The sequence below is a fragment of the Velazquezella soli genome (assembly GCF_977018685.1).
This window is the reverse complement of the sequence record NZ_CDRNXF010000004.1, coordinates 810,897-826,929: the sequence shown is the minus strand read 5'-3', so window position 1 is coordinate 826,929 and position 16,033 is coordinate 810,897. Positions and strand designations below refer to the sequence as shown.

Genomic DNA, 16,033 nt, shown 5'->3' with positions numbered 1-16,033 from the left:
CGCCGCAACGCCGGAGATCAATTCCAGACGAGCGACCGCCACGAGTCTTCTCCCCCCTTGTGGGGGAGATGGCCGGCAGGCCAGAGAGGGCCTTCCTACCCAAACTGCTGCCAGATGGTTTTGTAGTCGCAGTACTTGTCGATCGCATGCACTGACCGGTCGCGTCCGAAACCGGATTGCTTGAAGCCGCCGAAGGGTGTCGAGAAATTTGCCATGTCATAGGTGTTGATCCACACCGTGCCCGCATGGATCGCTTCCGAAACGCGGTGGGCGCGGTCCATGTCTTTGGTAAACACCGCGCCAGCCAGACCATAGATCGTATCATTGGCAAGCCGCAGCGCCTCCTCCTCCGTATCGAAGGGGATGACGGCAAGCACCGGGCCGAATATTTCCTGCCGCGCCAGGCTCATGTCGTTGGTCATGTCGATAAAGACGCCGGGCGAAATGTAGAAGCCCCCCGTTTCGGAAAGCACCCGCTCGGCTCCGAAGACACGTTTGGCACCCTCCGTCTCGCCGGCAGCGATCATGCCGAGTACTTTTTCCATATGCGCTTCGTCGATCAGGGCGCCGATCTGGGAGGAAGGCTCGAACGGATGCGCGAGCGCTATGTCGCTTGCGGTCACCGCCTCAATCTTGGCGATCAGCTTCTCCTGAACCGAGCACTGCACCAGAAGGCGGGTCGAGGCATGGCAGGTCTCGCCGGCATTGTAGAAGCATCCCCAGGCGGCGGCAGATGCTGCGGCATCAAGGTCTGCATCCTCGAACACGACGATGGGCGACTTGCCACCGAGCTCAAGCGCCACGCGCTTGACGTTGGATTGGGCTGCATACCCCATGATCAGCTTGCCGACTTCGGTCGAACCGGTGAACGCGATCATGTCCACATCCATATGCAGCGCCAGCGGCTTACCCGCCTCTTCGCCGTAGCCGGTGACGACATTGAACACGCCGGGGGGAAGACCGGCCTCCACCGCCAGTGCCGCAAGCCGGAGCGCCGAGAGAGACGACTGTTCGGCCGGTTTGAGGACGACGCTATTGCCGGCCGCGATCGCCGGGCCGAGTTTCCAGGCATCGATGATCATCGGGTAGTTCCAGGGCGTGATGACCCCGATCACGCCGAGCGGCACTTTTCGCACCAGGGCCCGGGCGTTCGGGCCGGTCGGTGCTATCTCGTCATATTGCTTGTCGATCATTTCGCCGTAATACTGGATGCCATCGGCGCAGAGGCGGACATCGACATTGAGCGAAGCCAGAACCGGCTTGCCGACATCGAGCGTTTCGAGCACCGCAAGCTCTTCCGCATGGGCGCGGATGAGTTCGGCCCATCGGAGCATGACCTTCTTTTTCTCGAGCGGCTCCTGTTTTCGCCAGACGCCGCTTTCGAAGGCGGCGCGGGCCGAACCGACCGCCGTATCGATATCGGCGCCGACGCCGCGCGCGAGCGGCGCCCCCGGCTTGCCGTCCATCGGGCGCGGACGGGTAAACGTCTCGCCTGATAGTGCCGGGCGATAGTCGCCCCCGATGAAGAGGCGGCCTTCAAGCTTGAGCGTGGAAAGCGCGCTTTCCCAGTAGTCGCGGGTATAGGTCGTGGTCATCGGAGTGTCCCTGTTCCTAAAGCGTCTTCGGCAGCGTCATGATCGTGTTCGCGAAGGCATGGATATCGGCGTCGGAAATTTCGCGGACCGTCGAGCGCCGCATCGGCTGGTTTTCCGCCGCCCGCATTTCGGCGGCGAGGTCTGACGCTGAAAAGGCGACGAATGCCTTCGGCAGCGCTCGCTCCACCCCGCAGCGATCCATGAGATCGGTAACGAACCCGGGCAGCGCCTGCGCATCGGCAAGACCCAGCACATGGGCCGCCTCGTTCAGGTCCGGTGTATCGGCATCGCACAGCCACGAGAGCGTCGCCTCGAAGCCGAGCGCCGTTGCAAGCCCGTGATGAACCGGCGCAAGCCCGGCCAGCGCATGGCTGATATTGTGGGCGACAGCCGTGCCGCAGTTGTCGATCGCGATACCGGCATAGCAGGAGCCGAGCAGCACCTTTCCGCGGGCATCGAGATTGCCTGGAGCCTTGACGGCTGTCTCGAGCGAACCTGCCACCAGTCGCATGGCCTCATGGGCATAGAGTTTCGCGCCGGCATGGGTGTTGCGGTTGGTCGCCGCCTCGAAGGCGTGAATAAAGGCATCCAGGCCGCACCACGCCGTCAGGTGCGGCGGAAGCGAAATGGTGAGCTCCGGGTCGAGGATGACGAGATCGGCCTTGGTCTCCGCCCCCCAGATCCACAGCTTCTTGCCTTCCGGCCCAGCGAAGATATTGGTCGCAGACGTTTCCGATCCGGTGCCCGCCGTCGTCGGCACCATGATCTTCTTCAGGGGGTTACGCGGAAGCGGATTGGCCGCCAGTGCATAATGCATCGGATCCTCGTCGGACGCGGCGCAGCAGGCAGCGATCTTGGCGATATCCAGCGCCGACCCGCCGCCAATACCGATGACGAGATCGGAACCGCGGGCGAGTTCACTTGCGGCGCGAAGATGCGCGAGTTTGGGTTCGCCCGAAAAATCCGAATAGAACCGCGCATCGATGCCCGCGGCGGCAAGCTCGGCCGCAAGCGCTGCGGCGAGACCGCTCGATGCCAGAAACCCATCCATGACCACGGTTGCGATCGCGACGTTCTCGAAGCCCTTGGCCGCGGATGCGAGATCGCCGAACAGGCCGGAGCCGAAGCGGATATCTGGAACTGATGACGTCTGGAACTGCATGACGGAAACACCCTGACAGGATCGCTTGCCGTGAGTGTGCATCACAATTTCACATCTTCAAATCCATCGGTTTTTCGGGCTTACTGATGACTTGAGATCATGGAGGGTGAAATGCTGGACAGAATTCCGCTCGAAGCCTTCCGTGTCTTCGATGCCGCATGCCGGTTCATGAATTTCTCCCGCGCCGGCCGTGAGCTCCATATCACGCAGGCCGCCGTCAGCCGCCGCATTCAGGGCCTGGAAGAACAGCTTGGCTCGAAACTTTTCACCCGCCGCGGACGCAATCTCAGCCTGACGCCGGAGGGAGACCGTCTTGCCCAGAGAATTCGCGCCACGCTGGAATATCTGGAGGAAAGTCTGGAGCCGTTCCGGCGTGGAGGCCGGGAAACCATCTCGATTGCGGCCAGCAGCTCGGTCTCGCACCTGTGGCTCGGCAAGCGCCTGAAGGATTTCGACAATGAAAGCCCATCGGTCTCCGTGCGGTTGCTGACGACCGACGTGCCGTCGGAACTGGCATCTGAGGCCCATGACCTCGTCATCCTCTATGCCGCCGGCGAACACCCGAGGTGGAACCTGACGCTGCTGATCCGGGAAAGCCTCGTGCCCGTCGCCTCCCCAGCCTATGTGGAAAGACGGGGGCTGGATGAAGCGTCGCTGACGGCAGACGCCATGACCCAGCTGGACCTGATCGATTACGAGCGGGCCAACGCCCACTGGATCTCGCTCAGGCAATGGTTCGCGCGGTTGCCGAAGCCACCGAAGGCTGCGATCAAGCCGCGGCTATCGTTCTCGACCTATTCGCTGGCCATCGATGCCGCCCTGCGCGGCGAGGGCGTGACGCTTGGCAGCAGGGGATTGATTGCCGAGGAGCTTGCGTCCGGAACACTGGTGGAGCTCGGAACCGCCCAGCTCGATACGGGCTATGGCTACTATCTCGGCATGCCGCGCTACCGCTCGCTCACCCCGGGCGCCGCACGTCTCCACCAGCACCTGCTCGGAAACCCATAGGCACCGAAAGCGCTAAAACGCGAAAGGCGGCCCGATGGACCGCCCTTCGTAAATTATATCGACCTCTGAAAAATCAGGCCGGAACGACGATGCCGTTCAGGTGCGTCAGTTCGGACAGGAACTGTTCGAGCTTGGTCTTGTGCTCGTCGCTGTTGGCGTTGTCGATGGCAGCCTGGGTTGCCTCGATGCGCTTCTGCAGCGTGTCCTGGTTCAGTTCGGTCACCGGCACAGCGGATTCCGCCAGCAGCGTGCAGCTGTCCTGGACGATGTCAGCAAAACCACCGAAGACGACGTATTTGGTGACCTGACCCGAGGCAAGCTTCACGGACACGACGCCCGGCTTGATCGTCGTCATCGTCGGCGCATGGTTGGCAAGCACCGTCATTTCGCCAAGCGTAGCCGGAATCACCACTTCGGAGACATTCTCCGACACGAGCAGGCGCTCGGGCGATACCAGTTCAAATTTGAAAGCGTCGGCCATTAAGGTTCACTTCCCTCGAGTGTTTCAAGCAGGAATGGCGCGCCGGATCATATCCCGCGCGCCGTCTTATAGGATCAAGCAGCTTCGGAAAGCTTCTTGGCCTTTTCAATCGCTTCTTCGATCGAGCCGACCATGTAGAAGGCAGCTTCCGGCAGGTGATCGTATTCGCCGGCAACGAGGCCCTTGAAGCCCTTGATCGTGTCTTCGAGAGCAACCAGCTTGCCCGGCGCACCGGTGAAGACTTCGGCGACGAAGAATGGCTGCGACAGGAAGCGCTCGATCTTGCGGGCGCGCTGGACGGTCATCTTGTCCTCTTCGGACAGTTCGTCCATGCCGAGGATGGCGATGATGTCCTGCAGAGCCTTGTAGCGCTGAAGCGTCGTCTGAACCTTACGAGCGATCTCGTAGTGCTCTTCGCCGACAACCAGCGGGTCGAGCATGCGCGAGGTCGAGTCGAGCGGATCCACAGCCGGGTAGATACCCTTTTCAGCGATCGAGCGCGACAGAACCGTCGTTGCGTCCAAGTGGGCGAACGAGGTTGCAGGAGCCGGGTCGGTCAAGTCGTCGGCGGGAACGTAGATGGCCTGAACCGAGGTGATCGAACCCTTGGTCGTGGTGGTGATGCGTTCCTGCATCTGACCCATGTCGGTCGCAAGCGTCGGCTGATAACCAACGGCCGAAGGAATACGGCCGAGAAGAGCCGACACTTCGGAACCTGCCTGGGTAAAGCGGAAGATGTTGTCCACGAAGAACAGAACGTCCTGGCCTTTGTCGCGGAAGTCTTCAGCGATGGTCAGACCCGTCAGAGCGACGCGAGCGCGCGCACCCGGAGGTTCGTTCATCTGGCCGTAAACGAGAGCTGCCTTCGAGCCTTCGCCGCCGCCATGCTTGTTCACGCCGGATTCGATCATTTCGTGGTAAAGGTCGTTGCCTTCGCGGGTACGTTCACCCACGCCAGCAAATACCGAGTAACCACCGTGCGCCTTGGCGACGTTGTTGATCAGTTCCATGATGAGAACGGTCTTGCCAACGCCGGCGCCGCCGAACAGGCCAACCTTACCACCCTTGGAATAGGGAGCCAGCAGATCGACGACCTTGATGCCGGTTACCAGGATCTGGCCTTCGGTCGACTGCTCGACGTAGGACGGTGCTTCCTGGTGGATGGAGCGCTTGCCCGACGTGATCAGCGGACCAGCTTCGTCGACCGGCTCGCCGATGACGTTCATGATGCGGCCGAGCGTCTCAGGACCAACCGGAACGGTGATCGGAGCGCCGGTATCCGTTACGCGCTGACCGCGGACCAGACCTTCGGTCGAGTCCATGGCGATGGTGCGAACCTGGTTTTCACCAAGATGCTGCGCGACTTCGAGAACGAGGCGGTTGCCGTTGTTCTCTGTCTCAAGCGCGTTGAGGATCGCCGGCAGTTCGCCGTCGAACGCCACGTCGACGACAGCGCCGATAACCTGGGTCACTTTGCCGAGGGACGTGCCCGTTGCGGTAGCCATGATTATTACCCTCTTTCTTTACCTCAGAGCGCTTCCGCGCCCGAAATGATTTCGATGAGTTCCTTGGTGATCTGTGCCTGGCGCTGACGGTTATAGGAGAGCGTCAGCTTGTTGATCATGTCACCGGCATTGCGCGTCGCGTTGTCCATTGCAGACATCTGCGCGCCATAGAAGGAAGCGTTGTTTTCAAGAAGTGCACGGAAGATCTGCACTGCGATGTTCTTCGGCAGCAGGTCTTCCAGGATTTCCTGTTCGCTCGGCTCGTATTCGTAGAGTGCGGCAGAACCGGCATCCGGCTGCGCTGCATCCCTGACGTCGAACTTTGCGGGGATGATCTGCTGGGCAGTTGCCACCTGCGCGATAACCGACTGGAAGCGGGCAAAGAACAGCGTCGCAACGTCGAATTCACCGGCGTTGAACAGCTCGAGCACCTTGTGGGCCACTTCGTCGGCCTGGACGAAACCAAGCTGCTTGACTTCGCGGAAGGTCACGTAGTGGACGATGTTGTCCTTGAACGTACGGCGAAGCACGTCGTTGCCCTTGCGGCCAACGGTCAGGATCTTGACCGTCTTGCCCTGTGCAATCAGCTTCAGCGCATGCTCGCGTGCCAGACGGACGATCGAGGAGTTGAAGCCCCCCGCCAGACCGCGCTCGCCGGTCGCAACGATCAGGAGATGAACCTGATCCTTGCCAGTCCCGGACAAGAGAAGCGGCGCTTCGGCATTGCCGGCATTGGCAGCCGTGAGGCTGGCCAATACCTTGGTCATACGCTCCGCATAAGGACGGGCAGCCTCGGCCGCTTCCTGTGCACGGCGCAGTTTCGCAGCGGCGACCATTTTCATCGCCCTGGTGATCTTCTGCGTCGCCTTGACGGAGGCGATCCGGTTTTTCAGATCCTTAAGTGAAGGCATCCGTTATCGGTCCTCGATCTAGATCCGTTTTAGGCGAAAGACTTGGCGTAGCTGTCGAGAGCTGCCTTGAGCTTTGCCTTCGTGTCGTCGGAAACCTGCTTCTCGCTGCGGATCGTTTCGAGAACCGCCTTGCCTTCGGAACGAAGGTAGGAGAGCAGACCCTGCTCGAACTTGCCGACATCGGAAACCGCGATCTTGTCGAGGTAGCCGTTGACGCCGGCAAAGATCACCGCAACCTGTTCTTCGGTCTTCAGCGGCGAGAACTGCGGCTGCTTCAGAAGTTCGGTCAGGCGTGCGCCGCGGTTGAGCAGGCGCTGGGTCGAGGCGTCGAGGTCGGAGCCGAACTGCGCGAACGCAGCCATTTCACGATACTGGGCAAGCTCGCCCTTGATCGAACCGGCAACCTGCTTCATCGCCTTGATCTGCGCGGCCGAGCCAACGCGGGACACCGACAGACCGACGTTCACGGCCGGACGGATACCCTGGTAGAACAGGTCGGTTTCAAGGAAGATCTGGCCATCCGTGATCGAGATCACGTTGGTCGGAATAAACGCCGAAACGTCGTTACCCTGTGTTTCGATGACAGGCAGAGCCGTCAGCGAACCGGAACCACGCTCGTCGGAGAGCTTTGCAGCGCGCTCGAGAAGACGCGAATGCAGGTAGAAGACGTCGCCCGGATAAGCTTCGCGGCCCGGAGGACGACGCAGCAGCAGGGACATCTGGCGATAAGCGACGGCCTGCTTGGAAAGGTCGTCATAAGCGATCAGCGCGTGCTGACCATTGTCGCGGAAGTATTCGCCCATCGCGCAACCGGCGAACGGAGCAAGATACTGCATCGGTGCAGCGTCGGATGCGGTCGCCGCGACGATGATCGAGTAAGGCAGTGCGCCGCGTTCTTCGAGAACCTTGACGAACTGGGCAACCGTCGAGCGCTTCTGGCCGATGGCGACGTACACGCAGAACAGCTTGTCGTTTTCCGGGCCGGTCTCGTGGATCGCCTTCTGGTTCAGGAACGCGTCGAGAATGATCGCGGTCTTGCCGGTCTGACGGTCGCCGATGACGAGCTCGCGCTGGCCGCGGCCAACCGGGATCAGAGCATCGATGGCCTTGAGGCCGGTCGACATCGGCTCATGAACCGACTTGCGTGGAATGATGCCTGGAGCCTTGACGTCGACGCGCGAACGGCGGGTCGCGTTGATCGGGCCCTTGCCGTCGATCGGGTTGCCGAGCGCGTCAACGACGCGGCCGAGCAGTTCCGGACCGACAGGAACGTCAACGATGGCGCCGGTCCGCTTGACGGTGTCGCCTTCCTTGATGTTACGGTCGGAGCCGAAGATAACCACGCCGACATTGTCGGATTCGAGGTTCAGCGCCATACCGCGGACACCGCCCGGGAACTCGACCATTTCACCAGCCTGGACATTGTCGAGGCCGTAAACGCGAGCGATACCGTCACCGACGGACAGAACCTGGCCGACTTCAGAGACTTCGGCTTCCTGGCCGAAGTTCTTGATCTGGTCCTTGAGAATTGCGGAAATTTCCGCTGCACGGATATCCATCAGCCGACCTCTTTCAATGCAAGCTTAAGGGTGGAAAGTTTGGTGCGAAGGGACGTATCGATCTGACGCGACCCGACCTTGACGATCAGGCCACCGAGGATCGACGGATCGATCGTAACGGCGATTGTCACATCCTTGCCGGTGACGCCCTTCAGCGCCGACTTAAGTTCAGTTTCCTGCGCTGGGGTGAGCGCGTGGGCAGACGTTACCTCTGCGGTAACCTCGCCACGATGCTCGGCAGCGATTTGACGGAAGCTACGGATCATGCCCGGCAGAGCAAACAGACGGCGGTTGCCGGCAACGACCTTGATGAAGTTGAGAACGGCACCAGAGATGCCAGCCTTTTCGGCAACGGCTGTCACCGCGTTCTGCTGATCATGGGCGGAAAACACCGGGCTTGCAACCAGACGCCGAAGGTCTTCGCTCTCATCCAGCAACGCCTGAAACCGATCGAGATCGGCGCTGACTTTATCGATGGAACCGGTTTCGAGCGCGAGCTCAAAAAGCGAAGAAGCGTAACGCTCTGCGACACCGGAAATAAGCGGGGACGTGTCAGCCACGGGCACAGTTTCCCTGAATTGCCATCCAAGCGCTGCGCCCTTTTTTAGAGGATCAGCAAGACCTTGAAAATATTTGATTTTTAATCAGAACCAGCGGGGCCTCCACCCCACCCTTTCCGACTTTCGCGGTCCGTCTAGCATAGGATGTAGGGACTCGCAACACGGGAGAGGCGGGAAAACGCCCCTGGGACTAGAGCTTGAGTCGTTTTTATGTCGGACACCGCTGGAATTGACCGCGTCTGAGATGAACACTCTTGATTGGAAAGCTCAGAGATAGCCGAAGACATAGGCGAGCGGGCCGGCTGAAAGGACAACTTGTAGTAGGAAAATCAGCGTGTTTTTCACAGTTGCGCCACGATCGAAAGCAAACGAGACCAGCCTTCCGAATGCCCCCAGACCAAGCACGATGCCGAGCACCATATAGAACCAGTCCTGGGCAAAGATGATCGGCACGACGCCGAGGCCGACATACTGAGCGCCGGCGGCCCGCACCGATCCGTAACCCTCCGGCCGGACATCGCCGACACGGAACGCCGAAAGCCGCAGGCAGGGGCCGGGAAACAGGAGGATGAGGAGCCCGATGAGAGCCGTCGCGGCAGCGCAGACAAACGCCAGCTGCTCGCCGGTCTCGGTGGGGAAATACAGTTCCATGGAATCCTCGAATCGTTCTTGTGCGGCGATTTTATCGAAAGCGGTAAACAACTCGCAAAGATAGGATCAGAGAAAACTCTGCGGATCGATATCGAGCTGGATCTGCACCGTACCACGGACCTTCGGGCCGGCAGACATCATCGCCTTCAGGAAAGCCTGCATGTCGGAATTGCGCCGTCCGTGCACCAAAAGCCGGAATCGATGGCGGCCGCGTACCAGCGCGAGCGGCGCTTCAGCTGGACCAAGCACGGAAATCCCGGTCACCCTTGGTGCGGCCGCGCGCAATCCCCGTGCATGGGTTTCCGCATCGGCGCGCGTATCGGCCGAGACGATCAGCGACGCAAGCCGCCCGAACGGCGGCAGGATCGCCTTTTCGCGCTCTGCGATCTCACGCTCGTAGAACGCGCCCGCATCGCCTGAGACGATTGCCTGCATGACGGGATGCTGCGGCTGGAACGTCTGGATCAGGCCATGGCTCTTCAACCCTGTTCGCCCGGCGCGGCCCGTTACCTGGCTGAGCAACTGGAACGTCCTCTCGGCGGCCCGCGGGTCGCCGTTCGACAGGCCGAGATCTGCATCGACGATGCCGACCAGCGTCATCAGCGGAAAGTTGTGGCCCTTCGCCACCAGCTGCGTGCCGATCACTATATCCACATCGCCCTTGGCGATCGCATCGAGCTCCATCCGCAGCCGTTTGACGCCACCGAGCAGGTCCGACGACATGACGATGGTGCGGGCTTCCGGAAAATGCTTCTCCACCTCTTCCGCGATCCGCTCCACGCCCGGCCCGCAGGCGACGAGGTGGTCGAACGTCCCGCATTCCGGGCAGGCTTCCGGCGTATGTTCGTGATAGCCGCACTGATGGCACTGGATCTGGTTTCTGAAGCGATGCTCCACCAGCCAGCTCGAACATTGCGGGCACTGGAAGCGATGGCCACAGACGCGGCAGAGCGTCAGCGGCGCATAGCCGCGACGGTTGAGAAACAGCAGCGACTGCTCGCCGCGCTCAAGCGCCTTCTTCATGCCGCGCAAAAGAATGGGCGAGAGGAACCCGCCACGTTCCGGCGGATGGCGGCGCATGTCGACCAGATGCAGGTCCGGCAGTGCTGCATCACCAAAGCGGGTCGGCAGGTGGACCGTAGTATAGCGCCCTGACAACCCGTTGACTTGGCTTTCCACGGATGGCGTGGCCGACACAAGCACGATCGGGAAATCGCCGATGCGGGCCCGCACCACCGCCATGTCGCGGGCATTGTAGAACACGCGGTCCTCCTGCTTATAGGCAGGGTCGTGTTCTTCGTCGATGACGATCAGCCCCAGATCCTCGAACGGCAGGAACAGAGCCGAACGGGCACCAGCGACCACCCTCACCTCTCCCGTCACGACGCCGCGCCAGACCTTTTCGCGGATACGAGGAGAAAGATCCGAATGCCATTCGGCAGGCTTTGCCCCGAACCGCTGCTCGAACCGATCGAGAAAACTCGACGTGAGTGCGATTTCCGGCAACAGGATCAGAACCTGCTTGTCTTGTCTAAGCGCCTGCGCGATCGCCTCGAAATACACTTCCGTCTTGCCGGACCCGGTGACGCCATCGATCAGCGAGGCGGCGAATCCGCCAGCGCGGACAGAAGCGACGATCTCTTCGGCCGCGCCTTTCTGAGGTCCCTCGATACGGGGCGCGGTGTAATCCGGGTCAGGCCGTGCCACGACAGGCGGCGGCGGCAGGAAAATCGTGTCGAACACACCCTGCTTGATCAATCCGTCGACGACACTCAGGGACACGCCGGCCGCATGCGCAAGGCCGCTGCGGGTCCAGGGCGCTTCCTGCTCCTTCGCAAGGTCGAGCACCCGGGTTCTGGCCGGTGTCAGTCGCGCCGGCTCGCCGCCGATAAAGCGCAGCCCCTCCACCATCGGTTCCGGATCGAGCGCTGCCGGAGCCCGGATCGCCATGCGGGCCACGAAACCCGGCGGCGACAGCGTGTAGGCCGAGACCCAGTCGACGAAATCGCGCATCTCTTTGGAAAGCGGCGGGCAATCGAAAGCGAGCGTGATCGGCCGCAGCTTCTTCGGGTCGAGCGTGCTGTCGTCTGCGCCATCCCAAACGACGCCGATCATCTGGCGCGGACCGACCGGCACCTGCACCACCGAACCGGGCACAACAGTCAGTCCCTCGGGCACGGCATAGCTATACGGACCCGGCACCGGCAAAGGCACCAGGACCGGCACGACGGCTGCGACGGGCTTATCGAGGAGCGGACCGAACAGGTCGGACGAATCTGTGTCCATGGCGGGACCATGCCCAAAACCGGAACGAAAGGGAACCGCTGTTTGGCGCTCCCCGCCGTTGACGACACACATCGCGGCGTGAAATTTAGGTTGTATAGCCAATAAATATTAACTATAGGTAGAGTCCTAACCGGAGTGGGGGCTACGGATGTTCTGCAAGTCGACGACGACGCTTGTCGTGCCTGCTATTCTGCTGGCCGGCTGCAATATTCATCCTCTGCCAGAGGATTTCTCCAAGCCGGATACGACCTACCAGATTGTCGCCAAGGTGCGCTGCGAGGCGCGCGATGCCATCCGCGAGATCGCCACGGGGCTACTGCGCGAATACGGATCCCCGGCGGAGAAGCAGCTCTCCGCAGAGCTTCTAGCCGGGACGGTAACCTATGCCGATGCTTTCACACGCCGCTACAGCCCGGACATCAGTCTCTATTTCGACCGCTATGCCAAGTCGTTCATCGCGTACGACTTTCAGCTCAACATGACGGAAATGGACAGCCACGGGTTTTCGTTGGGCCTGCTCAACCCGTTCTCGAACGGCACCCGCAGTCTCGGACTGGGCAGCAGCGTCGATCTGTCCCGCCAGAACAACCGCAGCTTTCGTGTCACCGATGAATTCGCGAAGCTGGCGACTGAGGTCAACGACCTATACTGTGCCCCGAAAGCGAGAAGCGGCAACCTCATCTACCCGATCGTCGGACGGATCGGCTTGAAGGAAACGCTCGAGACATTCGTGTGGCTCAACGAGAAAGGCAATCTCAAAGCCCCGAGCGGCACCGACGTGATCACCATGGCCGATACGCTGGAATTCTCGACCACGCTGAAGGGAAATATCGATCCGAAAATCGAGCTCAACCCGGTGACCTCAGGTGTCACGATATCGAGCCTCGGCATGACGAATTCCGCGTCGCGCATCCACAAGCACCGGCTGCTGTTTGCACTCTCCATGCCGACGCTGACGGAAGAGAAAGAGAAACTGAGACAAAAACCGAAGCCGCAGAAGATGACGCCGACGCCGCCCGCGCGGCCGAGGCAACAGCCTGCGACATCGGCAGTGTCTGCGACCGAAGAGCGGGCGATCAAAGAGCTCGATCGCCAGCAGTATCTACGCCTGAACCGGGGCCTGGAGCGCTTCCTCGAGGACTACTGATTGTGGCGCAAACTGCGCATCGCCGTCGGCTGCGAGACCGAAAACCGTATGCCGCTCCAGCGCCTTGGTGACCTCGACGACGTCACCCTCCAGCTGGTCCGGTTGGATCATGTGTCCGATGGTGAAATTGAACTGGTTGCCCTTCTTGTTGAGGAGCTCATGGAACACCGTCATGTCGCGCAGCTCGGTCGACCATTTGGCAAGCCAGTAGAACAGCCCGGAATTGCGTGCCGTCATGTGGACAGGCAGGATCGGCAGATTGTATTTGCGAGCAAGTCCGACGGCCGAGGTCTTCCACGGACGCTCGTTCAGCCGACCATTTTCCCAATAGGCGATGCGCCCGGATGGGAACAGGATCATCACCTTGCCCTCCTCGACCGCCTTGTTGGTGAGAACCAGCGTCTCGCGGGTCTTGAGCTTGCTCTTGTGATCGTCGCGCCATTCGACGGGAATGATCATTTCGGCAAAACGCGGATTGACCCGCACCGCATCGCGGTTGGCAAACACCATCAGGTCCGGACGGCGCGACTTCAACAGGTCGAACACGGCGACGCCGTCGGCAATGCCGGTCGGATGGTTGCTGACGAGGATGAAACCGCCCTTTTCGGGGATCCGCTCCTCGTTTTTGACCGAAAGCTTCAGCTTCAGATGCGCGCTCAGATATTCGAAACACTGGTAGCCGGACTTCGGCGCAATGTCGTCGGCGAACTCGATCGCCCGGCCGTAGCGCAGCAGCGTGTAGAGAAACGGACGCATGACCGGCCAGAACGGACTGCCGACGATCCGCTTGCCCCGCTCGGCGATGAGGGTATCGACGATGTGGCCCGGACGCCCTTGAGATACGCGTGCGATGGCTTCGGCGACCTGGCCGAAGCTCGTCATGGAATCACGGCGGTCCATTAAAACTCCTTGAAGCGGGTCCCAACTGGAGCAGGCCCGCATGATATTACGATGGCAGGGTTACCGTGCCTTTAGGGATTCCGTAACGATGCTGGGAGCAATCTGGGGCGGCATGCCACGGAAATCAACGTCGCCCTCATGAACGAACTGCTCATTATCGCCGCCCCCGATCTTCTCGAGAGGCGCCGCGAATGGCTGGAAAGCCTGAGTGGCGAGCGCCGGCTCTCGCCCAACACGCTCGATGCCTATGAGCGCGACACCCGGCAATTCCTGACTTTTCTGACCACGCACCTCGCCGGACCGCCGACGATTGCGGACATCCATACGCTGCGTCCGGCAGACTTGAGAAGTTTTCTGGCTGCACGGCGCCGCGAAGGCTCCGGTGCGCGTTCGCTCGGCCGTCATCTGGCAGGGCTGCGCTCGTTCCTGCGGTATCTGGAGCGCAAGGGACTGGTGAATGCCGCCGCAGCCGGTGCTATCCGTGCCCCGCGTCAGCCGAAATCACTGCCGAAGCCGCTGACCGACACCCAGGCGCTCAACATCGTCACCTCAGAGGCGCAACTGCACGAGGAGCCATGGATCGCGGCACGGGATGCGGCCATCCTGACGCTGCTTTACGGCTGCGGCCTGCGCATTTCGGAAGCGCTCGGCCTGACGCCCGCCGATGTCGATGCAGGCGCTACCTCGCTTCGCATTCTCGGCAAAGGCGGCAAGACGCGGATTGTGCCGCTTCTTCCGGTCATCCTCGAAGCGGTCGAGACCTACCGGAAACTCTGCCCCTACCACCTGGCCGGCGATGCCCCGATGTTCCGCGGTGCGCGCGGCAAGACGCTGCAGCCGGCGATCATCCAGCGCGAGATGCAGAAGCTCAGAAGCGCGTTCAACCTCCCCGACAGCGCCACCCCGCATGCGCTGCGCCATTCCTTCGCGACCCATCTTCTGGCCGGAGGCGGCGATCTGCGCACGATCCAGGAACTGCTGGGACATGCCAGCCTTTCCACCACGCAGGTCTATACGGGCGTCGATACGTCGAGACTGCTCGAAGTCTACGACCGCGCCCATCCAAGGGCATGAACCCATCCTTAACCACATCGGTTAAGCCGCTGTTCGAGCAGTCCCGCTAGGGTGAGCCCAACAATTGGGACCGATGACATGATCCGCAGCATTTTCGCCGGCACAATCCTTCAACGCGCCCAGACGGCTGCGCTTTGGTTGCTTGCCGCCCTGCACGTTCTGCTGCTGGCCTCGGTCTGCCTCGTGATCACCTCGCTTGCCGCACGCGCGGAGACGCCGGCCTGCACCGGGCGGGACCTGATCGCGGAGATGAAGGCCAACGATCCGGCCGCCTATCGGCAGGTTGTCGCAGAGGGCGAAAAAATCCCCAACGGCCGCGGCATCTTCTGGAAAATCGAGAAAGCCGGCCTCCCCCCGTCCTACCTTCTCGGCACCATGCATGTGACCGATCCACGCGTTCTGAAAATGCCTGAGGGCGCAGATGCCGCGCGCGAGGAAGCAAAGACTATCGTCGTCGAGTCAGACGAAGTGCTCGACGAGCAGAAGGCAATGGCCGGCATGCTGTCCAAGCCGGAGCTGACGATGTTTACCGATGGCACCTCGATCGAGAGCCTGCTGACGAAGGATGATCTCGCACTTCTCAGCGATGCCCTGAAACAGCGCGGCGTGCCGCTCGCTGCCGTCTCACGCATGAAGCCCTGGCTGCTGATGGGTCTGGTCTCGATGCCCGCCTGCGAGATGGCCCGCAAGACCCAGAACACCCCTTTCCTCGACAAGCAGCTGGCGCTGGATGCGGCGAAAGCCGGCAAGTCGGTGAAGGGGCTTGAGACCTTCGCTGAGCAGCTTTCGACCTTGGCTGCCATTCCAGTCGATATCCACATCAAGTCGCTGATCGAAGCGATCAAGCTCGGCCCCAAGCTGGACGACGTTTTCGAGACGATGACCGGTCTCTATCTCTCCGGCGACATGGGCATGACCATCCCCTTCCTGAAGACCGTCGTGCCTGAGGGCGAGGACGATGATAGCGGCTATGCCGAATTCGAGGAACTGGTGGTGCGCAAGCGCAACCTGCTGATGGCCGAACGCGCAGCACCCATCCTCAACGAAGGCAGCACCTTCATCGCCGTCGGCGCACTGCACCTGCCGGGCGATGACGGCCTGGTCGAGCTTTTGCGCAAACAGGGTTTCACAGTCACCGTTGTGAACTGAGCCCTCTGGCGAGGGACGTACACCCGTCAACCGGACACAAAAAAA

14 protein-coding genes are annotated in these 16,033 nt (G+C 61.2%); 4 read left to right on the top strand and 10 right to left on the bottom strand.

The genetic code is table 11. From position 1 onward, the window contains the following. Positions 1–95: 95 nt before the first annotated feature. Together AC0JZ8_RS07550 and AC0JZ8_RS07545 are read right to left on the bottom strand one after the other, a co-directional pair. Entirely contained in the window at positions 96–1,595 is a 1,500-nt protein-coding gene (locus AC0JZ8_RS07550; protein WP_471892180.1) for an aldehyde dehydrogenase family protein, read from the bottom strand. Positions 1,596–1,611: 16 nt separating this feature from the next. Beyond that, complete coding sequence (locus tag AC0JZ8_RS07545; protein ID WP_062462657.1) at positions 1,612–2,757, bottom strand: iron-containing alcohol dehydrogenase; 1,146 nt, start codon at positions 2,755–2,757, stop codon at positions 1,612–1,614. 111 nt (positions 2,758–2,868) lie between these two features. Between AC0JZ8_RS07545 and AC0JZ8_RS07540 the strand changes: the two genes are divergently transcribed. Continuing rightward, complete coding sequence (locus AC0JZ8_RS07540; protein ID WP_471892179.1) at positions 2,869–3,765, top strand: LysR substrate-binding domain-containing protein; 897 nt, start codon at positions 2,869–2,871, stop codon at positions 3,763–3,765. A gap of 73 nt (positions 3,766–3,838) precedes the next feature. Here the strand turns inward: AC0JZ8_RS07540 and AC0JZ8_RS07535 are convergent, their stop codons facing one another. From AC0JZ8_RS07535 to AC0JZ8_RS07505, 7 genes are all read right to left on the bottom strand, one after another. Beyond that, positions 3,839–4,246: a F0F1 ATP synthase subunit epsilon gene (locus AC0JZ8_RS07535; RefSeq protein ID WP_062581715.1), complete on the bottom strand. Its 408-nt coding sequence runs from the start codon at positions 4,244–4,246 to the stop codon at positions 3,839–3,841. Positions 4,247–4,320: 74 nt separating this feature from the next. Then, entirely contained in the window at positions 4,321–5,751 is a 1,431-nt protein-coding gene (gene atpD / locus AC0JZ8_RS07530) for a F0F1 ATP synthase subunit beta (protein WP_062581713.1), read from the bottom strand. A gap of 23 nt (positions 5,752–5,774) precedes the next feature. Beyond that, positions 5,775–6,662, bottom strand: a complete 888-nt coding sequence (locus AC0JZ8_RS07525) for a F0F1 ATP synthase subunit gamma (protein ID WP_062581712.1) — start codon at positions 6,660–6,662, stop codon at positions 5,775–5,777. 29 nt (positions 6,663–6,691) lie between these two features. Continuing rightward, positions 6,692–8,221 (bottom strand): F0F1 ATP synthase subunit alpha, encoded by a 1,530-nt coding sequence (gene atpA, locus AC0JZ8_RS07520; RefSeq protein WP_430241872.1) that lies wholly within the window; start codon positions 8,219–8,221, stop codon positions 6,692–6,694. After that, a complete protein-coding gene (locus AC0JZ8_RS07515; protein ID WP_113111740.1) occupies positions 8,221–8,787 on the bottom strand; it encodes a F0F1 ATP synthase subunit delta in 567 nt (188 codons plus the stop codon). The genes atpA and AC0JZ8_RS07515 overlap by 1 nt, the downstream gene beginning before the upstream one ends. A 261-nt stretch (positions 8,788–9,048) precedes the next feature. Then, complete coding sequence (locus AC0JZ8_RS07510) at positions 9,049–9,432, bottom strand: AGROH133_08824 family phage infection protein (RefSeq protein ID WP_062462528.1); 384 nt, start codon at positions 9,430–9,432, stop codon at positions 9,049–9,051. Between the two features lie 66 nt (positions 9,433–9,498). After that, entirely contained in the window at positions 9,499–11,718 is a 2,220-nt protein-coding gene (locus AC0JZ8_RS07505) for a primosomal protein N' (RefSeq protein ID WP_192077826.1), read from the bottom strand. A gap of 148 nt (positions 11,719–11,866) precedes the next feature. Here AC0JZ8_RS07505 and AC0JZ8_RS07500 point away from each other — a divergent pair, with 148 nt between their 5' ends. Then, positions 11,867–12,865, top strand: a complete 999-nt coding sequence (locus tag AC0JZ8_RS07500; protein WP_471892178.1) for a hypothetical protein — start codon at positions 11,867–11,869, stop codon at positions 12,863–12,865. On the opposite strand, the gene AC0JZ8_RS07495 is transcribed toward AC0JZ8_RS07500, so the two are convergent. After that, positions 12,821–13,765 (bottom strand): GNAT family N-acetyltransferase, encoded by a 945-nt coding sequence (locus AC0JZ8_RS07495; protein ID WP_471892177.1) that lies wholly within the window; start codon positions 13,763–13,765, stop codon positions 12,821–12,823. The genes AC0JZ8_RS07500 and AC0JZ8_RS07495 overlap by 45 nt on opposite strands. A 138-nt stretch (positions 13,766–13,903) precedes the next feature. Between AC0JZ8_RS07495 and AC0JZ8_RS07490 the strand changes: the two genes are divergently transcribed. Both AC0JZ8_RS07490 and AC0JZ8_RS07485 read left to right on the top strand, forming a co-directional pair. Then, positions 13,904–14,839: a tyrosine recombinase XerC gene (locus tag AC0JZ8_RS07490; RefSeq protein WP_471892176.1), complete on the top strand. Its 936-nt coding sequence runs from the start codon at positions 13,904–13,906 to the stop codon at positions 14,837–14,839. 78 nt (positions 14,840–14,917) lie between these two features. Beyond that, on the top strand, positions 14,918–15,988 hold the full coding sequence (locus AC0JZ8_RS07485) for a TraB/GumN family protein (RefSeq protein ID WP_471892175.1): 1,071 nt from the start codon (positions 14,918–14,920) through the stop codon (positions 15,986–15,988). Positions 15,989–16,033: the final 45 nt, after the last annotated feature.